Annotated in this window: 21 protein-coding genes; 5 read left to right on the top strand and 16 right to left on the bottom strand. The window is 59.1% G+C overall.

The genetic code is table 11. The features are described from left to right. The 13 genes from G7068_RS00135 to G7068_RS00195 all read right to left on the bottom strand — a co-directional run bounded on the left by G7068_RS00135 (position 1) and on the right by G7068_RS00195 (position 12,267). On the bottom strand, positions 1–624 hold the full coding sequence (locus G7068_RS00135; protein WP_166287203.1) for a hypothetical protein: 624 nt from the start codon (positions 622–624) through the stop codon (positions 1–3). A gap of 33 nt (positions 625–657) precedes the next feature. Beyond that, on the bottom strand, positions 658–2,268 hold the full coding sequence (locus G7068_RS00140) for a hypothetical protein (RefSeq protein ID WP_166287206.1): 1,611 nt from the start codon (positions 2,266–2,268) through the stop codon (positions 658–660). Continuing rightward, positions 2,265–3,101: a hypothetical protein gene (locus G7068_RS00145; protein ID WP_166287209.1), complete on the bottom strand. Its 837-nt coding sequence runs from the start codon at positions 3,099–3,101 to the stop codon at positions 2,265–2,267. Before G7068_RS00145 ends, G7068_RS00140 begins: the two co-directional genes overlap by 4 nt. Further along, entirely contained in the window at positions 3,098–7,363 is a 4,266-nt protein-coding gene (locus G7068_RS00150) for a phage tail tape measure protein (RefSeq protein ID WP_166287212.1), read from the bottom strand. The genes G7068_RS00145 and G7068_RS00150 overlap by 4 nt, the downstream gene beginning before the upstream one ends. A gap of 32 nt (positions 7,364–7,395) precedes the next feature. After that, entirely contained in the window at positions 7,396–7,677 is a 282-nt protein-coding gene (locus G7068_RS00155) for a hypothetical protein (protein WP_166287215.1), read from the bottom strand. Between the two features lie 155 nt (positions 7,678–7,832). Continuing rightward, positions 7,833–8,498 (bottom strand): hypothetical protein, encoded by a 666-nt coding sequence (locus tag G7068_RS00160; protein ID WP_166287218.1) that lies wholly within the window; start codon positions 8,496–8,498, stop codon positions 7,833–7,835. 22 nt (positions 8,499–8,520) lie between these two features. After that, positions 8,521–9,273 carry a phage tail tube protein gene (locus tag G7068_RS00165; protein ID WP_166287221.1) on the bottom strand — a complete coding sequence of 251 codons (753 nt, stop codon included), beginning with the start codon at positions 9,271–9,273 and terminating at the stop codon, positions 8,521–8,523. A gap of 9 nt (positions 9,274–9,282) precedes the next feature. Beyond that, complete coding sequence (locus G7068_RS00170) at positions 9,283–9,870, bottom strand: phage tail tube protein (RefSeq protein ID WP_166287224.1); 588 nt, start codon at positions 9,868–9,870, stop codon at positions 9,283–9,285. After that, a complete protein-coding gene (locus tag G7068_RS00175) occupies positions 9,863–10,060 on the bottom strand; it encodes a hypothetical protein (protein WP_166287227.1) in 198 nt (65 codons plus the stop codon). Before G7068_RS00175 ends, G7068_RS00170 begins: the two co-directional genes overlap by 8 nt. A gap of 33 nt (positions 10,061–10,093) precedes the next feature. Then, a complete protein-coding gene (locus G7068_RS00180) occupies positions 10,094–10,537 on the bottom strand; it encodes a hypothetical protein (protein ID WP_166287230.1) in 444 nt (147 codons plus the stop codon). Next, positions 10,534–10,758, bottom strand: coding sequence for a hypothetical protein (locus G7068_RS00185; RefSeq protein WP_166287233.1), 225 nt, complete (start codon positions 10,756–10,758; stop codon positions 10,534–10,536). Before G7068_RS00185 ends, G7068_RS00180 begins: the two co-directional genes overlap by 4 nt. A 215-nt stretch (positions 10,759–10,973) precedes the next feature. Then, complete coding sequence (locus tag G7068_RS00190) at positions 10,974–11,387, bottom strand: DUF6093 family protein (RefSeq protein ID WP_166287236.1); 414 nt, start codon at positions 11,385–11,387, stop codon at positions 10,974–10,976. 553 nt (positions 11,388–11,940) lie between these two features. Continuing rightward, positions 11,941–12,267 carry an ArsR/SmtB family transcription factor gene (locus G7068_RS00195; RefSeq protein ID WP_166287239.1) on the bottom strand — a complete coding sequence of 109 codons (327 nt, stop codon included), beginning with the start codon at positions 12,265–12,267 and terminating at the stop codon, positions 11,941–11,943. Positions 12,268–12,349: 82 nt separating this feature from the next. On the opposite strand from G7068_RS00195, the gene G7068_RS00200 reads away from it, so the two are divergent. After that, positions 12,350–13,051, top strand: coding sequence for an NADPH-dependent F420 reductase (locus tag G7068_RS00200; protein ID WP_166287242.1), 702 nt, complete (start codon positions 12,350–12,352; stop codon positions 13,049–13,051). 58 nt (positions 13,052–13,109) lie between these two features. On the opposite strand, the gene G7068_RS00205 is transcribed toward G7068_RS00200, so the two are convergent. Continuing rightward, positions 13,110–14,057: a LysR family transcriptional regulator gene (locus tag G7068_RS00205; RefSeq protein ID WP_166287245.1), complete on the bottom strand. Its 948-nt coding sequence runs from the start codon at positions 14,055–14,057 to the stop codon at positions 13,110–13,112. Between the two features lie 77 nt (positions 14,058–14,134). Between G7068_RS00205 and G7068_RS00210 the strand changes: the two genes are divergently transcribed. Next, the gene (locus G7068_RS00210) at positions 14,135–15,925 is read left to right on the top strand and encodes an FAD-dependent oxidoreductase (RefSeq protein WP_166287248.1); all 1,791 of its coding nucleotides are present in this window, start codon (positions 14,135–14,137) and stop codon (positions 15,923–15,925) included. 37 nt (positions 15,926–15,962) lie between these two features. Here G7068_RS00210 and G7068_RS00215 read toward each other — a convergent pair whose 3' ends face one another. Continuing rightward, complete coding sequence (locus G7068_RS00215; RefSeq protein ID WP_166287251.1) at positions 15,963–16,325, bottom strand: DUF2200 domain-containing protein; 363 nt, start codon at positions 16,323–16,325, stop codon at positions 15,963–15,965. A gap of 110 nt (positions 16,326–16,435) precedes the next feature. Between G7068_RS00215 and G7068_RS00220 the strand changes: the two genes are divergently transcribed. Then, positions 16,436–17,047: a TetR/AcrR family transcriptional regulator gene (locus tag G7068_RS00220; protein WP_166287254.1), complete on the top strand. Its 612-nt coding sequence runs from the start codon at positions 16,436–16,438 to the stop codon at positions 17,045–17,047. Further along, entirely contained in the window at positions 17,044–17,544 is a 501-nt protein-coding gene (locus G7068_RS00225) for an SRPBCC family protein (RefSeq protein WP_166287257.1), read from the top strand. Before G7068_RS00220 ends, G7068_RS00225 begins: the two co-directional genes overlap by 4 nt. A 14-nt stretch (positions 17,545–17,558) precedes the next feature. Here the strand turns inward: G7068_RS00225 and G7068_RS00230 are convergent, their stop codons facing one another. Then, complete coding sequence (locus G7068_RS00230) at positions 17,559–18,692, bottom strand: 3-isopropylmalate dehydrogenase (protein WP_166287259.1); 1,134 nt, start codon at positions 18,690–18,692, stop codon at positions 17,559–17,561. A 267-nt stretch (positions 18,693–18,959) separates the two neighbouring features. Between G7068_RS00230 and G7068_RS00235 the strand changes: the two genes are divergently transcribed. Further along, on the top strand, positions 18,960–20,387 hold the full coding sequence (locus tag G7068_RS00235; RefSeq protein WP_244304560.1) for an aldehyde dehydrogenase family protein: 1,428 nt from the start codon (positions 18,960–18,962) through the stop codon (positions 20,385–20,387). Positions 20,388–20,428: the final 41 nt, after the last annotated feature.

Below are 20,428 nucleotides of genomic sequence, written 5' to 3' on the forward strand. Positions count from 1 at the left end.
CTAGTTTGAAAAAGTCGCAAGTGCGGTAACTTGAGCGAAGTTTGCGGCGTTTGCTGGGAAAGCGCTGCCATTGAGGGCCATGCACTGTACGGAAACAGTGATCGTTGAGCCTGGCGTGACCGCATATGAGCGAGAATGGGTGCCAGACATGACGTTGTTTACGACCGTGGCTCCCGCATCCTTGCTCGCGGAAAACTGTCTACTCGTGCTGCTGTCGACTACGAGCCGTAGGTAGGCCACCGTAACCCCGCCCGTAGTCCTGTCAAGAGCCTCAGCCGCCCCCGTGGCGAGAATGCTAACGCGACTTTTGTCGGCCGGGACTTCAAGAGTGAGAGTGGCTTTCGTTACCCAAGAGGCGTTGATTGAAATATTGGTTACTGCGTTAGATGAGCTAACCGTAACAGGGAGGTTCTTTACGAGCGAAACGACCTCAGCGACGGTCGTGTTGAGCTGGTCTACGGAGCGATTGAGTTGGTCGATTGATCCGTTGAGCTCTAGGTTCGTATTTCCGCTCAAGCTTGCGGATAGACCAAGGAGGCGATCGTGCTCCCTGATCGTGCCGATAACCCAGTCGATGAGGCGATACTGCTCTCTATCGAAAGTGTTCTGCGGTGGCGCTAGCATACGGCAATTCTATAGCAAAAGCATAGGTATGGCTTAGGTGGGTGGAATAAGTGGCTCAATTCCAAGGTCTCCAACGCTCCAGTTGCCAACGAGAGTATTAAAGTAGGCAATGGACATATCGCCGTAGTGGGAATTGAAGTCTCCGATCGTTGTGTCGGCTTCGGCTTGATAGGACACGGTTGCGGGAGAAATGGTCGCGCTGGAAATGCGTGCCCAGAAACCACCCTCAAGCACCCGAGACCCAGCGATATTTCCAAAGGCTTGATTCTCAAACTCGTTTTCAACTTTGGAGAAGAGGAAGGAGTTTAGCGAGGCGATCGACTCAACGGGCCACTTGGAATCGAAGGTCTGAAACGTATCGAACGGGTAAAGGTTGTTGAAGTCTCCGATTGTGGGGTAGGCGGCCGAGCCACTGTCCCCCTTTCTATTCAGTCCTCGCGTTGTCACATTGAGCCTCATGGTTGGGCCGGTCCAGGAGCAAAGTGCGTCGGCTGCAGCGCGCCACGCAGATTCATAGCCAACGAGCATTAGATTCTCCACCTCTGCACCTATCTCGGTTGGAGAGTCATCTGCTGAGTTTCCAGTCGCCATGTCGATCGTTGCGCGATTGTAAAAGATCCCGGTCCCACGCACTCGAAGGGAGGAGTAGTAGCTGCTTGTGCCAGCCGTCGCCGCGATTCGGTAAGGCGCGTACTGCTCGATACTCGAACCAGTCACACGGATAATGAGAGTTTGCGAGTCCTCTCCAATTTCCACCTGAAGATTCCCACCCGTGGCAAGCCACTGTGAAGCAGTGATTGGCTTGCCGTCGTTCCCTGCCACACAGTAGACGGAGGAGGCAACATGGTCTCGGCCAACGAAATCAACGCAGGTCGGTTGAATGATGGACTGCAGGCTCACTCCAGGCCCATCCTCGCCGCTAGCAGGCTTTAGGTCGATCGAAAACTCGAGGGTTTCGCCAGCCTTGACATTAAACACCCGCGTCTCTTCGGTCCAGCCACCTAGTGGGAAGGCGAGGTCAGTACGACGTTCTGCAGATTCGAGATAGTGGACCTTGATTCGCTGAGCCGTGTTCGAGTCATCGACCGAAACGGTGCGGGCTGAATCGCGATGAGTCTGAGCAACCCGCCCCCGAATTGGTCGAAAGACCACATTGTTTGAGACGAGTGAAGCCTCGACGCGGTGTGCAGAGCAGAGCTGTTTTATACGGTCCCAAACTGACCCATTCCACCCCGTTGCAACTACGGGAATTGCTGAGAGGGAGGAGTCGATGACGATTCCACTCGTTATACCTACGACAGAGCAGAGGTAGGTGAAGTAGCCGCTCAAGTTTCCAACGTAGGGATCAAGCTTCCGCTCAGAAACGAAGGCGATCATTCTCGAATCTGCGGTGACCGTTGCGGCGAGCTCCTGGTCGGAAATGCTTGAGACTCGCCCAACCGTCTTGCCCTGCCCGGAGTCAACAAGCTCGACCTCCTTGCGGCGCATGTGGCGGGCCCGCTTGCCGCCTTTGAGCTGCAGCGTCATCTGACTCACGCCGCCGCTCATCTCAGTAACGTTGACGGGCGTGGCGTTTTCCGACACAGAATGCGAGGTGATTTCTCGCGTCACATCTGTGCCGTCAACCTTGATCGAGATGGTCACTGGTCGTCCACCTCCACGAGCTTTGCGGTGACACCAATGGAGTCATACGGCCTTGAGTATGGGGTCACGACAGGATGGCCTTCAAAATGACATCCGGTATGCCCGTTGCCGCCGTGGAACTTTGACACGGGCCGCTGCGCAGTTGACGGAAGAACCTGCGCTTGCATCGCATAGAGCTCTGCGATGGCGAGGGGTGAAACTGAGATAGACACGCCGTCCAGGCTGGCTGACCCCGCGATGGTGGTTGTGAGAATATTACCGCTCGTGACATTGGCAGCGAGAGCCGTCACGTCCGGCCCGGACCTTTGGGCCCCTAGCATCGGGGTGAGGCGAACGATTGAGGGAGTGCCCGCGTACCCGAAGTGAAGGGAATGCCCTGGTGGAATGGGAATGTAATGCTCACGACTATTTGCGGCCGGTTGGCGCACGAGCAGTGCCCCAGACGCAGGTAGATCAAGGTTATTTGCGGGAGTCTGAATAGCCTCAGGGGCATCATCCCCGTACACGGGCGGTGCGTCAAGGGTGGCCTGCACGGGGGCCGCCCAATGCGCGGCAAGGATATTTCGGTCTGCCCACATCGGGTCTATGAAATATATGGGTGAGTCCCCGTAGAGGCCGCTCGAGAGGTCGAGTAGGTGCTGGAGTTCGTCGCGGCGCCCACGCCAAGAGAAGTCGTACTCTCGGTGCGAGCCGAAGGACGTTCTCATACCCGCCCGGCCGGAAAGGTACTGAATCTTCTCTCCGTAACCCATAGAAGTGTGTCCACCACCAGCCTGAAACATTTTCACCGGCTTGAGGTGACCCGGTGTGCCGATATAAAAAACGCGACTCATCCTTGGCCCGTCCTTCCTGAATTAACCGCACCCGCACCAAAGAATCGCTGCATTGCCCCTCCGTCCAGAGATATGCCCACTGCCTGCCTGACATCTACAAGTAGCTGGCGATCGGTTGGTGAGAGCTCAACTTCCATCGGGCCCGCACCGAGACCACCACCATTGCCATTGCCGCCCACGCGACCGGATTTGGCAGACTCGTGGAGGCGAGCCAGGTTCCCAACGCCAAGGTTTGCGACCGCTGGCGCCGAGAATACAAACTCTTTTCCGTGGACAACGCCAGCGACCTCGCCGGTGCCACCGTCGCCTGTGTAGCCACCCGCCTTCCATCCTCGCGCAGCCCGTACTTGCCAATGCGCGGCCTGTGGAACGAGGACAGCGAGAGCCATAACGTCTCGATCGGCAATAGCCTTTGCCACTCGTGGCACCAAGCTCATGAGCTGGATCATTGCCTCGGTGCGAACGGAAGCGCTTGCCGCTTCTCCAGACAAGCTATTAAATGCCCCACCTGGAATTGGCTTAGAAGCTGCGCTTCGAAGTTTGGTCATGGAGGAGGTCGCTGCGTCTGCCTTGGCCTTGAACTCGTTGAACGCCTGGATCGCTGGGTTTGTGTTCGCGGTAACTGTGATGTTGCGAGGAATCTTGTCGATCGCGAACTTCACATCATCGAAGCTCTTTGCATACTTGCTGATCTCTGTTCGCGAGAAGCCGAGCTGGGTGGCCTGCTCGATAAACTTCCTCTTCAGCTCGTCAGTCTTTTTCTTGAGATCCTCGCTACTCATCCCGCTCGCGGCGAGAGACTCGATGTGATCCCGGTAGCTCTTGACGAGATCGGTGATCGTCTTTCGGTTATTGACCGCCGCCTCGCTGTTGCCGACGAGCGTCTTGTTGTTCTTTTCCTGCTCGGCGGTCAGCTTCTTTTTAGTCTCTGCGATCTTGACATCAGTCTCACCAATTTTTGCCCGCAACTCGGCCGCCCGAATCGAGTCGCCGTAGTTCTCAGCCACCATGAGCCAATACTGGAGAGTAGTCTTATCTGCGTTCAGTGACGCCATTTCTGCGCGGTACTTCGCTATCGCGTCAGCCGAGTCCTCTGCGGCCTTCTTCATTTTGATCCAGGCAGAGGTCACTTGGTCAAGAGTGCTTTGGCCGGAGAATCGAATCTCGAACGCCCTGCCCCAAATCGACGCGAGGTCGGATGCGTAGTTTGCCAAGGTGTAGATTTTCTTGGCAGCCTTCTCGGAAGCGCCCCCTGCATCATCAACACTGTCAGTGAAGTTGTCGACTCCCTCAGCGCCTTCGGCAAACCCATTGCCCGCACGGTTTGCCTCACCGCCAACGGTCTTTACTTGATTGATAACGCCGTTCACGACCCCATTGAAGTCACGAAAGTTATCTTTTAGGGGATCGAGGGAACCAGCACCACGCAAGCCGCCAGTAATGGCAGTCATTCCCGACCAGAGGAACTTTTGAAGGGTGGAGAGCTTGCTACCCCAAAGCTGCCCAAGCGAGTCTAGGGCCCCCGAAATGAATCCTCCCGCATTGAAAATTACGCGGGCTAGGCTCTGAAAGATCCCCTCGGTGCCTTTTGCGTAGACATTCGCAGACTGCCCCGTTTGGTTGGCAAGCCGTATGAAGTAATCTCTAACGCCAGTTTGGCCCTGTGTGGCAGCAATGTTCAGCACTTCGTTAAAGTTGCCGCCCATCGCGGCCCACGTTTCTGCAAACTGATTGCTTGAGGCAAGTTTTTGAAACTCTTCACTCGCCATGAGGGTGTTCTGTGCCCAGGCGAGGGTGTTTTCACCAAGTGCGACCGTAAAGCCTTCAACCGCCCCCGTTGCACTTCCGTAGGCAGGTGCGGCAAGTCCGAGTACCGAGGCGGTGTCGCTGAGAGCTTGGTTGTTTGTCTCAAGGGAACCGGTTGCGAGGTCAACATTGGGCTGCAGGTGAAGGAAGGAGTCGGCGACGGCATTGTTCCCCTCGGCGACTGCCTGACTATATGCCTCTTTGTCGGCGGCGAGAGCCTCCGTCAATCCAGCAGTCGTGCCCACGTACTTGTCGAATGCCATCTCGGCGCTATCGCCTGCCTGCATGAATGCAGCGGCAAGGGTGCCAAGAGCGAGCACGATAAGCCCGATTCCCGTGCTGGCCAGAGTGACCTTAAAGACCGACACTGCCCGCGTGGATAGTCCTGCGGCGGCCGCGACGGAGGAGAATGCTGAACTCATTCCGCGAAGGGTGAAGATGGAGCCGACGCCCGCTGCAGACAACTCGGCGGTCGCCGTGCCCATTGCGGCAACGGAAGCCATTGCAAGAGCACCTGTTGCGACGATTCCCGTCAACCCGAAAGCAATCCCAGCAAGGGTCGCTGCAATGCCGATGGCCCACTTGCCGCCTGCGGAGCGCGCGAATATTGCGAATTGCTGAACGAGGGGGGTGATGATGTCTAGTGCGGCTTTGGCTGCTGGTGCAAGTGCATCACCAACGGCTGCAGTCGTTTCCATGATGCTGTTGAGGAAGATTTGCCACTTGCTTGCAAGGTCGTCAACGATGAGGCCGTACTGTCGGCCAAGCTCCGTGCCTTCGGAATACCCCTGCGAGGCGTCGGCGAGTGCCTGCTCGAGCACGGACAGCCCTTCACCGGCATTGCGCGAGTCCGATGCGAGCGCCTGGAACACCTGCGATGAGCGCTTCTCCGAGAGCCCAAGATCCGAAAGCGCGACGGTCATATTGTCGACGTTGCCAAGTGCCCGCACGAAGGAGGTGACGAACTGCGATGGGTCCTGCTGCCAGAGCCTTGCAGTCTCGTCGGCGCTCAGGCCGAGGAGCTGAGCGAACACCGGGAGCTTGTCGTTAATTCCGCCGATTGCCTTATCCATGACGGACTGAAGCGACAGAAACGCCGAACGGGCACGCTCTGGCGGCTGGCCAAGCGATCCGAGCGCAGCGGCCAGACCAATTACCTCGTGAGTTGCGAATCCGGCTGAGGTGCCGAAGGGTGCGAGCTCCTGGGATGTCTTAATGATTTGCGACTCAGTAGCGGCGGCATTGACGCCAACGAGCGTGATGGACGACCCGATCCGGTTAAAGTCGGTATCGCCCATGAGATTTGAGATTCGCCCGAGAGACTCTACTGCCTGATCGAGTGTCACCGTATCCGAGGTGGCAACGAACTGCGCAACGGTTTCCGTGAAGTCGGCAAGTGAACTCGTGGCGACGCCGAGCTGAGCGCCGCGCCCCGTGATGTTAGAGATTTCACCAAAGGTTTGCGGGATCTCTCGCGTGAGTTGAAGTAGCTCGTCACGCATTCGTGTAGCGCCGTCTCCGACAAGTCCGGTAGTACGCTCTACCGTGGTGAAGCTTGATTCGTAGCTTGCACTGGCGGCAAGCACGGCGGCCCCCGACGCCCCGATTGCGGCGTTCATAATGCCCGCCGTGGTTGCGACATCGTAGAGGGCGTAACGCAGGCGAGGGAGGGCTACCGTTGCCTCATTGGTGGCGCTATTGGCCTGCCTGGTGGCGCGCTCCTGGTCATAGAGATACTGGTTGTAGAGAGCCGTCTGCTGAGAGGCTGTGGACTTCTCTGCCATGACCCGATCGAACGACTTTACATGCGCGTCGTACTGGAGATTTAGCCCACTAATCTCCTTGGCCTCTACTGCCCAAATGGATTCGCTGGCCCTGAGGCCCGCCGATGAGTCTCTTGAGTTCGCCTGACCCATAAAGCTCTTCGGGTCGGTGAAGCCCTCTTGGTAGCGCTTCGCCCATGCTTCGTTCTCGCGCTGCAGCGTTTGGTAGGTTTCGAGCGCGGCCGCTCGCTTCTTTTCTTCGGCCGTGATGACCTTGCGGGCGACCTGCTCTGCCGTGACGCCCTCTGCCTCACGAATCTGGATGATCCTCTGTGCCTCTTGCAGGGTCATTGCCTGGGCTGAAATTTGGGAGGCATTTCCTGAGCCGCCTGCCCCAGTTTGCGCCTGGGCTACTGCTCGGATGGCGTCAGTTGCGAGATCAGCTTGTTGCACAAGCTCTGCAAAACCTGCAGCGTACTTTGCGAGGTCGCTCGCGCCTGCCGACATTGCCTGTGCGGTTTCGCGAGCGGAGCGCGCCTGTCGATTGAGATTGCGCTCGAGGCGCTCAATCGCCTCGTCGGTGCCACCGGTCTCGCGGTTATACGCTCCGACTGCGGTAATGAGAGCTTCGAGATCATCAATGCCGCTGATCGAGAGGCTAATTTCGCCCTGGGCATTGAAATTCTCAGACATATAGACAGTTTACAGTTAGTTCATAGCTAAAACTAAGCTGCGATTCCTTCCTGCGCCTCGGACGCCCTTTCGACAAGGGTCTTGTAGTAGGTGTCGCGCGTCTCCAGCCAGGTTGCCCCGTCGACATAGTATGGCTCCGGCCTCAGGGAAATGCCATGCGCCGACTTGCCCTTCTTGCTATCAGCGTCGTTGCGTCGATCAATTTCCCTCTTTGCAACGCACTCATCTTCCTGGATGGAGAACTGCACGCCGCCCGTTTCGTCGTGGCACATCCAGACGGGCATTCCGCATTGGCCGCAGCGCTCCTGCTCCATGATTTGCAGAGCTTCGATGAGAAGGAAGTCGTGGTGGCGCCAAGGGAGCGTTGGGTCCTCCCGGAATAGCATGGCCGTAGGCCGTATTCCTGCCGCGATCGCCGCGCGGATCAGGGTGACATATCTCGCTCCGGCCGAGCTGGCGAGATAGCCCGCTAAAAATCCGCGCTATCGAGCGCCTCCTCGGAGATGGCGGCTCGATTGAGTAGCGCGTTGAGGGCCCGATCCAGCTGTCGCTGCTGCTCCTTGGGTGCGTAGTTGCGCAGGCTTGCGGCCTCCTCGAGTCGCAGCTTGTCCTTGCGAGCGCCTGTCGAATTGTCCATGATGCTCACCAGCGTCGAGACGAGGGCGCGAGCAAACCACTCCTTCTGATACTCCTCGAGCTTGTTATCGGGCACCGGCAATGACTTGAGCCCGACTGCCTCCAGACTTTCCTTCTGGAGCAATTCTTCGGCAATCGGGGGAATCCACTGAAGGGTGACCGTGAGGGAGTCTCGCTTGATCTCGGCGGCCGTTTCACGAATCTTCTCCTGAAGAGCCTTGATCCGCTCCCCGTCGCGGCTCTCTTCGTCTTTCGATTCTTCGTCGTGCAGCTCTCCGACGAGGCCAGACTTCGAGTAGCCCATAGGCACGCCTAGTGCGTTCTTTTCTTCTCGAACGTAGCCAAGCTTCGTGCCCAGCTCCTCGTTCATGTAGAGGGTGACGATTTGTGGGTCTCGCTTTGGGCGGTTGACGAGTCGGTCGAGGAGATCGAAGTCTTTGCGCTCCTGCTGTACTTCTTCCACAAGCTCGTTGGTGCTGGCGTCGATTGATTCGGTCATGTGATCCTCCAGGTTGGTAGTGCTAGGAAACGGTGATGCTCAGCGGCGTGCCGGGTGCTGAGCCTGGGTAAGTGGCAGTGATGCTTGCTGTGCCAGCGGTCTTGGGGATAGCCCAGCCGTGCGGTAGCGGTTCAAGAACTGCGTCATCGCTTGAGGTGTACTGGGCGCCTACCGTGATGTCATTGCCCTCGTAGAGAGCGTTCAGGCAGAGCGGCTTGCCGATCGTTGCCGTGGAGCCACCGACCGGCGTCAGGGTGACGCTCGTTGCTGGTGATGAGGGCACGATCGCGTTAATTCCAGCCTGGCCGAGGGGGCGGAAATTGACCTTGAAGCTATATCCGGTATCAGCTCGCTCGTGCGTCTCCGCGTCGGTAATAACCCGGTATAAGTTCCAGACTTGGCCCGCTTCTGCTGGCGTAGAGATTGGCAGCACTCCACGAATCGCTACGACGAGCTTGGAGTGGGGCACGATGACGAGATCGTGAATCTGCTTAATGATGCCTGTATCGCCAGGCTTCGGAGTCAAGAAAGATGCGGTTCCGCCGAACTGAAGGAGGGCTCGCATCTGCGCGCCAGCCTCATCCTCAAGAGTTGGGTCCTCATCCATGCTGGAAGCCTGCACGTTGAGATCAAACTGATCCCACCGCATAGCTGCGCGCGCAGGGACGAGAGCATTAATCTCCGCTTCGGTGGCGGCGTCGATATTGGCAATGGCCGTCTCTACGCCAAGGCGTACCTCGACGTTCTTGTTACTGGTAACTCGAGTATCAGTCATTGGAGTTCCTTACGCTGTAAGCTCTGCGGCGAACTGGACGATGTTCTTGGGGATGAAGGTCTGTCCGACCGTGATGTTGGCACCGTTCGCATATGCCGGGATCTGAACGTCAGTGCCAACAAGGTAGTAATCCCAGCGCTCACCAACTACCGCCAACTCGGTCTGCTTTACGCCGATCCGGTGGGCAATGATGTACGGTACGTCAGGTGCGAATGTCAGCTTATTGAAGAGATTGTATGCACCGTTGGCGGTGAGGTCCTTGTCGCGAAAGCCAGTCATTGCGGCCTCAAACTGCTTAGTAGTGAGTTCCTCAACTTGGCCCACATCGCAAATCACACGGTCAGTGTCAGCCTCAGAATCAGTGAGACCCAGGGTCATGTCATCCTTCACTGCGCAGGAGACGTTTCCGCCACCGCTTGCGTTGGGATGCCCGGAACTCGTTACTGGAATCCAGTGGTTCAACGCTGTGGTTGTGAGCCCGTCACTCGTGAGGGGCGTAAGTCCATTTGAATGGATCGCCTGGGCGTTACCAAGTGGGTCAACGTAAGCGGGGATGAGAAGAACGGTCTCATTTCCGCGTAGGACGCGATCAGACATCCTTGCTCTCCTTCGATTTTGATTCGGACTTGCTGGCGGCGCCCTTGGCCTGGAGGTCCTTTATGGAGACACGGGGCTTTGCGGTCTCACGAACCTCTGCCACCAGATCGCCCATGCCGCGAGCGGTGGTGGGGTGCATTTCGCTGACTAGGCCCGTCTCGCGGTGCCGGTATTTCCTAAACTCAGGCATGTCGACAGTTTACAGCATATACATAGCCAGTGCTCAGGAATGGCTTAGGTTGATGGTTGCGGTGAAATATCGCTGAAGCTCAACTCGGCTCGGCATGTTGTCTGTCGACTGGAGGGCATATGAGAAGCTCGCGCCTCCACGAAAGCCGGTCGAGTTGTCGCCGTCAGGAGACCAGTCAAGGAAGGAGGCATCTAGCTCGTCTGCAAGGTTCTCGGCCGAGTCGCCGTCTGAGCAGTAGAGAAAAATGCTCACGGGCCAAAGGTGGGGATAGTCCTGTTCGCCGTCGCCGATCGTTCGCCCGTAGCCAGGAACAGGGCGCCCAAAGTGCAAAACCGCATAGGGCTCCATTCGCCCATAAGCATCGGATCGCGGCGTGAAGCCTTTCTTGACCTCTGTAGTGAATACGTCAGATACGCTGCTTAGGCCGAGGACGCGAGACTTGATTGCGGCGCGAGCGTTGCTCATATCGAGGCTCATGAGACCTTGAATCCTAACTGGGCTAATTTGTGTTTGAGTTCTGTGACAGCAATCAGGTGGGGCGTTTGGATTGCTTGCATTGGCACAATTCGACTGTTGCCGCCTTCCTGGTAGTTGACGCGGGCAAGAGTCGTCTGTGGCGTATCCTCAAGCCAGCCGAATGAGAGTTGTGCCCGCTCTTTGCCCGCGGCCTCCAGGTTTTGTCGAATTGCGAGGTACATTGCGTCAGTTTCTCGTCGACCGGCCTGACCACCGCGCCTGGCCCTCGCTTCTCCGGTAGGGGTTGTTGCGTTGCTTACTGCCTCGCGAATATCAATGACCGCCTGTCTTCCGACAAGCGAAAGGGCCTCGATTGCTTCCTCATGCAAGCTGCTTCCGAATGCAGAAAGGTTCTCGGTGAGTTTTTCGGGGTTACCCTTGATCCACCTGATACCCATTAGGGCATCACCGGGAGAACCGCCAGCTCCGTGAGGGTGTTGATTGTCCGAAGGGCCGCCTCGCTTGAGTTTACGGAGTCGGTGACAGTGAAGCCGTAGTGACATAGATTGGGGTCTCGATCGGCAAAGTGGACCCTGATTAGCATGTCTTTTCGTATGATGGGATCGGTCGGGCGCAGCTCAATTTCGAACTGAAAAGGCCGCTTCACGAGTTGCTGCCCTGAGTCGTGCGAGATTGAGGGATTTCGAACCTGCTGTACTCGTGCAGGGCGACGAGAGATAATCGCAGTCGGGTTTCCGCTCGCATCCTCTTGGGTCGAGTCGAAGATTGAGATGACCGCCTTGCGGAACTGCGCAGCAACGTTCTCGACGTCTTCCTGCCAAGCGTTGACCCCTAGGGCCGGAAGTCCCACTACAAGACCTTTCGGCGTGCGTTTCGAGAACGCTGACTTTGGCCCGTTCGCTTCTCGAGCTTCACTGCTCGACGGCGTGCTTCGATGACCTCAGAAGGTACGAAGCCAAACTTGGAACCGGGTTTCGCGCCAAGGTCAAGTGAGGGGATGGCGCCGCTATTTGCCAGTGCTCGCAGCGTGGGGGCTGAGACGCCAAGAATTTCTGCCATCTTGGCCGTACCTACAGGTGCTTCAGTGGTCAAAGTAACTCCTCCTCGCCACTGATTTTAGCCCACTAATCACATATTTAGCCAGCTAAATAATCGCATTAGTGTTACGCGGGCTGTTGGCGTGCCAACACTCACGCCAACCTCCCAGGCGGTGTTCCTTGCCACGACTGGTGTTGGCGTGCCAACATCGACTTAGCGCGAAATTGTGTGAGATGACGCATTTTCCGCATGAAATCAACGATAAACGGCGCAAGGTCGGGGTGGTTCACAGGGGTTCGAATCCCCTCAGATCCACCATTTAATCTCGTGAAAGCCGTAGCTGAAGCGCGTCTCTGGGCCGCAGTTTAGCCAGTGATTTCGGGTGCTGAAATTCCTTGCAGGATCGCATCGAGCAATCCGGGGTAAGCCTTTTGTAGTTCATCGGTTCGAAGCTCGTTCAATATTCGGTTGCCGCTGGCGCGGTGAGTGGCAATCACTCCGGATTCGCGCAGAACCCGAAAGTGGTGACTCCTCGTGCTTTTCGAGACATCGACGTCGAAGGCGCCGCACGCAATGGGTTCGCTGGAGGATGCGAGTTGAGCGATGATTGTCAGCCGAACCGGGTCCGCACATGCGTGCAGCACGTGGGCGAGCTCTAGCTCTGTCGGGGGAGCTGGAACAGGTCTGGTCATCGTGCGACTCTCGTTTGCATGGAATCATTCTATCGGCATATCAGGTGTTCGATGAACATCGAACACCTGATATGGTTGATGAATGACAACAATCTCTACGATCGGCGCTGGAAACATCCCCACCGCCATTGCCAGGCTTGCCGCATCTACCGGACATCGTTTGTTGATGACTAATAGTCGGGGGCCACATACTCTGCAAGAACATGTCCGATCACTCGGTGGTCACGTCGAGGCCGTGACGATGCAGGATGCCGTGGATGCGTCGGACATTGTGGTTCTCTCGGTTCCCTTGAGCGCGGTGAGAACTCTGCCTTCGGATTTGCTCGACGGCAAGGTGGTCATTGATACCGTCAATTACTACCCACAACGGGATGGGCAGGTGCCAGAACTGGACACAAAACATGCCACCACCTCTCAGATCGTGGCGGGGCATTTTCGGGGTGCGCGCGTCGTGAAGGGATTCAACAGTATCGTTCACGCGCACCTGGCAATACTTGGGCGGCCCTCCCGGTCTCCCGGACGATCGGCTCTTCCGATCGCAAGTGATGACGCCGCAGCTAAAGCGTTGGTGGGTTCGCTGTTTGACGACCTTGGCTATGACGCAATCGATGCGGGGGGACTTGCTGAAAGCTGGCGATTCGAGCGGGATCAGCCTGCCTACTGTCTTCCCTACGCGGCTGATCGGAAGGCCATGCTCAGTCGCGAACCGGGGCAGCCCGTGCCTGAAGGTCAGCAGGTCACTAGGGAGCAGTTGTTGGCGCTGCTCGATGAAGCGGTTCGCTGATCTCGTCGAAACGAGGGCGGTGGGAAGCTGATGAAGTGGCTCGTGGGCCGCACCTGAGCTAAACCCGACTCACGAGCTCGGAGGTTGCCGCACCCGGTGTGGTGAGTTTATCGGCAACCTCGTGGATTAGAGCTTGCAGAGCCGTGCTCGCTGGTGTTGGGGTCATGTCTGAGCGTCGGGCAACGCTCACTGTGCGGGTCAGCGCCGAATCTGCGAGTGGGGTTGCGCGCAACAGTGGACGGTCAACCGCAACCATCGCGGGCACAATCGCCACACCAATGCCGCGCTCGACGAACCTCAGCACGGCGTCCATTTCGGCACCCTCAACCGCGACGAAGGGGTGCACACCATGCGCCTGCAGTGCCGCGTCGACCGCTACGCGGAGGTCGTAGTTTTTGGGGAACATGATGTGCGGTAGTTCGGTGAGGTCTTCGATCTCCGCGGCTGATCCTGCCATTGAGGTAAAGGGGTCGGGGTTGGAGGAAGCAGAAACAACAACGAGGCTCTCGCGCAAGACTGGTTCGCGCTCGAGCACCGCACGCGCTGCGCCCGACGACACGCTCGTCACGATGAGTGCGAGGTCGAGTGATCCCTCCATGAGTGCCTCGATGAGACTGCGCGAACCCCGCTCGAGGATCTCGATGTCGATTCCCGGGTAGCGGACCCGAAACTCGGCCAGAACGTCGGCAACGAGGCTTGTGCAGAGTGTCGGGGTGGCCCCAAGTCGAATTCGACCTCGCCGAAGCCCGGCGAGCTCGGCCATTTCGCCGCGCGCGGTGTCGGCATCGGCGAGTATTCGACGTGCGAGCGGAAGCAGGCGCTCGCCCGCGCTGGTGAGGGTGATGTTTCCGCGTGCTCGATGAAACAACTCGACACCCAGGTCGGCCTCAAGTGTGGCGATCTGCCGGCTGAGTGAGGGCTGGGCAAGGTGTAGTTGCTCGGCGGCTCGGGTGAAGTGGCCGATGCTCGCAACCTCGGAAAAGCTGCGTAACTGCTCGAGATTCATGTTAATAGCATAAGTGCATCGTAATCATTAAAACTATTCATTGGAGTAATCGTCGGCGCCTCCGTAACGTGGTCCGCATGAGCATTTCAACTTCCTCCAGCCGCATTGAGCGGCTTCTTGCAACTTCCGTTCTTGTCATTGGCACGGGCGGTGCTGGCCTTCGTGCATCGATCGAACTCGCCGAGAGGGGAGTGCAGGTGCTCGCCGTTGGTAAGCGCCGCGCCCACGACGCCCACACAACCCTCGCAGCGGGTGGCATCAACGCCGCGCTCGGCACGATGGACCCCGAAGACAGCTGGCAGCAGCACGCGGCAGACACGCTGCGCGAGTCGTACTTTCTCGCCGATCCTGCAATCGTTGAGGTCGTCGCCCGCGGAGCCGCGCAGGGCATCGAAGACCTTGAGCGTTGGGGGATGCCCTTCGCTCGCGAAGAGGACGGGCGGATCAGCCAGCGCTTCTTTGGGGCCCACAAGTACCGGCGCACCTGCTACGCGGGGGACTACACGGGCCTTGAGATCCAGCGCACGCTCATGCGCCGCGCCGCCGAACTGCAAGTGCCGATCGTCGACACGATCTACATCACCCGGTTGCTTGAGAGCGACGGGCGAATCTTTGGAGCGTTCGGTTTTGACATCGTTGACGGTTCTCCCGTCGTGATCCACGCCGATGCCGTGATTCTTGCCGCCGGCGGGCACACCCGCATCTGGCGCAACACCTCGTCGCGTCGCGACGAGAATACGGGAGATTCGTTCCGGCTTGCCGCGCTCGCGGGCGCAAAGATCCGCGATGCCGAGCTCGTGCAGTTTCACCCCTCGGGCATCCTGGAGCCCGCCGACGCCGCGGGGCTGCTGGTCTCTGAAGCCGCTCGAGGTGAGGGTGGGATCCTGCGCAATGCCCTCGGGGAGCGCTACATGACGCGCTACGACCCCGAGCGCATGGAACTCTCAACACGGGATCGTGTCGCGCTCGCAAGCTACACGGAGATAGTTGAGGGTCGCGGCACCACCAACGGGGGTGTGTACCTCGACGTTTCGCACCTGCCGCGCGAACAGATTCTCTCGAAGCTGCCCCGGGTGTATCGCAACCTCATCGACCTGCAGATGCTCGACATTACCGAGCAGCCGATCGAGATCGCACCGACCGCGCACTACTCGATGGGTGGGGTCTGGGTGCGGCCGGAGGATCACGGCACCGGAGTCGAGGGGCTCTACGCGATCGGTGAAGCCTCGAGTGGGCTACACGGCGCCAACCGCCTCGGCGGAAACTCGCTCATCGAATTGCTTGTATACGGGCGGATCACCGGAGCCGACGCGGCAAACTACGTCAGCGGCCTGACAACTGTGCATCGGGATCCTGCCGCAGTCGCCGCAGCACGGGCCGAGATGCAGGGGCTGCTCGGAGGTGAAGGGGATTCGGGCGACGGGCGATCCACCGCGAAGAGCACCGAGAGTCCTCGTCGTCTGCAGCGCGCGTTGCGCGACCTGATGACCGAGCACGCCGGTGTAGTGCGCGACGAAGCTGGGCTTCGTGCGGGTCTTGTGAAGCTGGACGAACTTGACGAACGGGTCGCTCGCGTCACGGCCCACCCAGACATCGCGGGGTTTGATGATTTGGCTCACGCCTTTGATCTGTACGGATCGATGCTCGCGGCACGTGCGACCCTCGAATCGGCATTAGCGCGCCGAGAGACCCGTGGTTGCCACAATCGCTCCGACTTTCCTGAGCAGGAAGACAGCTTCCGCGGCAACATGGTGTGGACGCCAGGCGGCGGGGTGGCGTTCGAGCCGGTGGCCGAGGCGCCCGACTCCTTCCGCAACCTCGCCGCTACCGCGGCTGATGACTCGGTGGTGGGGAAGCTGGTGGAGTAGCTGGCGAAGCGGCTGATTGAGTAGCAGCCGCTGCAACCTAGGCCGCGACAGGTTTCCGCAGGATCGACGTCATCTTTTTGCCGCGAGCAACTTCATCAACGAGCTTGTCCATGTAGCGGATCTTCTGCATGAGGGGATCCTCGATCTCTTCAACCCGAATGCCACAAATCACCCCGGTGATGAGGTCGACGTTGGGATTCATCTCGGGTGCGCGGTCGAAAAACTCTTCGAGGGTGATCTCTTCGGTGATGGTCTGCTGCAATGCTGCCGAGTCGTAGCCCGTGAGCCAGGTAAGAACCTGATCGAGCTCTTCTTGAGTGTGTCCCTTTCTCTCGACCTTCGTGATGTAGAGCGGGTAGATGCTTGCAAAGCTCATGTCAAAGATGCGGTGACGAGTCATGATGGCTCTCCTTCTCAAGACGGTGACCGTTGCGTATGCGCGAGGGATCCTGCCGCAATTATCCCATGTTGTCGTTTGGTATATTAGAGATGCATCTCTAATATAAAGGTATGGGTCGATCGCCGAAGTTTTCCACGGACCAGATACTAGATGCGGCACAATCACTGCTGGCAAGCGGTGGCAGCTCTGCCGCCACTGTTGTCGCCATCGCGGAGCAGCTGGGGGCGCCCTCAGGGTCCGTGTATCACCGCTTCGCCTCTCGAGATCTCATCATCGCGACACTCTGGGTGAGAACCGTGCGGAGTTTTCAGCGCGGTTACCTCGAGGCGCTAAAGGATCCTGACCGTGCTGCCGCTCGCGTAAACGCGGTACGGCACGTCTTGCGGTGGTCGGCAGACAATCCCGATGGAACAGGCCTGCTGCTCCAGTACAGTCGCGAACGGTTGCTTGCAACATGGCCGGATGATCTCGGTGAAGAACTCCGTGGCCTCAATGACTCGGTTCAACTCGCGATCACGGAGTTTGCAGCCGATTGGTTCGGGGGATTAAGTGCTGAGAGGATCGGGCGCACTCGCTTGGCGCTGATCGAACTTCCCTACGCGGCCGTCCGTCAGCAGGCCGACGGTGAGCCTGTTGCGGACTGGGTGGTCGACGCCGTGCTCGCGGCGAGCAGTGCAGTTCTGGGGGACCGAGTTGCCAAACCTGAGGAGCAGAAGTTATGAGCCGTGTCCTAGACGTTCACTCAAGAACGTTTCTGGCTGATCCTGCCGCGGTTGGGCAACAGTTAGAGACCCTCGCGAGCGCAAACGACGACTTTTGGGTGACGGACCTCGTGCCGCCCATGGTGTTGGATCGCGGCCTGGCCGTCGGATCGTCGGGTGGACACGGTGCGGTGAAGTACAGCGTGGCCAAGTACGAACCGGGCAGCCTGATTGAGTTTCGCTTCGATCCAAAGATTGGGCTCGACGGAGTGCATCGCTTTGAGATTGAAGGTGATGGCGAACACGTAACGGTGAGTCACACGCTGGAGGCCGAAACCTCCGGCATCATGCGCTTCATGTGGCGACCGCTTGTGCTTCCGATACATAGTGGTGTCATTGAAGATATTTTTGACCACTTGGAGCGCGCAGCGACGGGTCGGGCCCATCGTGCGCGCCCAACTGGCAGCCTGCTGCGGTGGGTGTCTCGAGGGATCGCGGCGCTTGAATCGCGGGGGTGAGCGATCCTGAACCGCTACTGACCCCGCGACCCCGGAAGCGATGCCAGCGTCGCCAGCAACGAATCGGGCACGAGCGAGAGGTCTGCCTGACCCGACGCGACGAGCTCGGCGATCCTCGCACCAACCTCACTCGTGGACATTCCCATTTCGGCGCCGGCCAACGCGGGCAACTCACCGAGCACCTGCACGGTGGCGGCCTCGACCGCTCGTGCCGCGTCACCCTCCCCGAGGTGCCCGAGCATGAGCGCGAGTGACAGGATCGCGCCCGACGGGTTCGCCCAGCCCTTGCCCGCAATGTCGGGGGCAGAGCCGTGGATCGCCTCGAACATGCTGGGGGCTGATCCGCTGAGATTCAGATTGGCGCTCGTAGCGACACCGAGGCCGCCCTGAATGACCGCGCCAAGGTCTGTGATGATGTCGCCAAAGAGATTGTCTGTGACAACAACGTCGAAGCGCTCCGGTGTGAGTGGCAGGTGGAAACACATTGCGTCGACGTGCACGTAGTCGACCTCAACCTCGGGGTAGAGCCTCGCGAGATCGTTCACGACCTCCTGCCAGAGCTGACCCGCGGCAACCAGAATGTTGGTCTTGTGGCAGAGCGTGAGCTTACGACGACGTCCCAGTGCGAGACGGAACGAAAAATCGACGACGCGTTCGATGCCCGCGCGGGTATTGAGCGACTCCTGCATCGCTACCGCGTTTGGGGTGCCAGCGTGCACGGTGGATCCGCGCCCCACGTAAGCACCCTCCGTGTTTTCGCGCACGATCACGAGTTCGCACCGCTCGGGGGTGAGCCCGGTGATGGGGGAGGGAACCCCCGGGTAGAGGCGAACGGGCCGCACGTTGGCCGCCTGCTCGAAGCGCTGGCGCATTTCGAGAATAAAACCGCGCTCAAGGATGCCGGGGGTGACGTGAGGATCGCCCATCGATCCAAATAGAATCGCGTCTTGGCTCCGCAGCTTCTCTGCCAACTCGTCGAACAGCTCGCCCGTGCGCAGGTAGTGCTGTGCTCCCGCCTCGAACTCGCTGCGCTCGGTGCGAAACCCGAAGCGCTGCTCGGCCGCGTCGAGCACCTCAAGGGCGCTGCCAACCACCTCTGGTCCGATGCCGTCGCCGGGCAGAACTGCAACTGAGTACGAGTGAGTCATGGAGAACCTTCCGGAGGGCCTGCGGGGTGAGCGGCGCACTGTGGATCATGCTTTGTTGAACCGCGTGTTGTGATCTATATTAAATGGTAAGGCCACTCGAATCGAGAGGCCTCGCTGAGAGTGATCCGCACCGATCACCCGTCGCACCGAGGCACGGATTCGGAATACTGCGGCGCGAGCCCAACATTGAGGACAGCCGCCATGCACGACACCGCTTCACGCCTTGCACCCGCAGGAGCATTGCCGATCGGATCAGACTGGCGCCCGATGTCTGAGAGCACCGCGATCCTGTTTCCCTTTGACGACAGTGTTGTCGCGCAGGCCCCGACCGCAACGGCCGCTGACTCTCTCGATGCGCTGTCTGCCGCCACCGAGGCATTCGCGGAGGTGTCCGCTCTCACGACCGCGGAGCGAAAGTCGATTCTGAACGCGGTCCACGACCGTGTGCGGGCCGAAGCTGAGCGGCTCGAAGACCTGCTAATTCTCGAAACGGGCAAACCCCGAGTGGACTGCCACACAGAGGTCGCGCGAACCCTGGTGACACTCCAGGCAACGGCAGAAGAAGTCTCGCGCATTCACGGCGAGACCGTGCCGCTCGATCTGCAGGAGCTCGGACGGGGCATGATCGGCTACTACACTCGTCGCTCTGCGGGAGTGGTCATCGGAATCGCAGGGTTTAACTACCCGTTGCTTCTCGCAACCCACAAACTTGCACCGGCGATTGCCGCTGGTTGCCCGGTCATTCTGAAGCCGGCCCCGAACACGCCACTCGCGACGCTTGAGCTCGTGGCGATCACGCGCGAGGTGCTGGCGGCGCACGGCGTCACCCAGGCGGCAGTGCAGCTGGTGAATGGTGATCCGATTGTTGGGGAGACGCTCGTTCGGGATCCTCGCGCCCAGGTCGTTTCGTTCACTGGATCCGCGAAGATCGGCCACCTCATTGCGCAGCAGGCTGCGCCGCGAAAGGTGCTGCTTGAGCTCGGATCAAACACCGGCTTTATCGTTGCGGCGGATGCGGACATCGAGGCTGCAGTGAACGCCGTGCTGGCTGGTGGCTTCTACGCGAACGGGCAGGCGTGCATCTCGGTGCAACGTGTGGTGCTTGAGCGCGAGATCGCCGAGGAGTTTACGAGTCGCCTCGTTGCGCGCATCGGCGAGATAGTTGTTGGTGATCCTCGCGATGCGTCGACCCGGGTTGCGCCCGTCATCGATGCGGCTTCGGGCGAGCGCATTCGAGCCATGATCGATCGCGCGGTGGCTGCCGGTGCGAAGGTGCTTGCGGGTGAGCCTGCGGGTGGAAATGCCGGTTCAGGATCGCCGAACCCCGCCCTGGTCCACCCGACCGTGCTGGGTGATGTACCAGCGGATGTCGATGTGTGGGCCGAAGAGATCTTTGGCCCGGTCGTGTGTCTGACCACGGTCGATTCCGTTGACGAGGCCATCAATCTCGTGAATGCCTCGCGCTACGGACTCCAAGCCGCGGTGTACACGTCTTCGCTTGAGAGTGCCTTTGCAGCGGTTGAGCGCCTCGACGTTGGCGGGGTCGTTGTGAACGAGATCCCGGGGTTCCGATCCGACATCATGCCGTACGGCGGCGTGAAGGATTCGGGGATCGGCCGTGAGGGTCCGCGCTACGCCATCGAGGAGTTCACCGTTACTCGAATGGCGATGATCCGGCCCGTGGCGCGCAGTTAATTCCGCTCAGTTTTCACCTTTCCGCTCACTCCACGAAGGAA

It is taken from the genome of Leucobacter viscericola (assembly GCF_011299575.1).
GTDB lineage: Bacteria > Actinomycetota > Actinomycetes > Actinomycetales > Microbacteriaceae > Leucobacter > Leucobacter viscericola.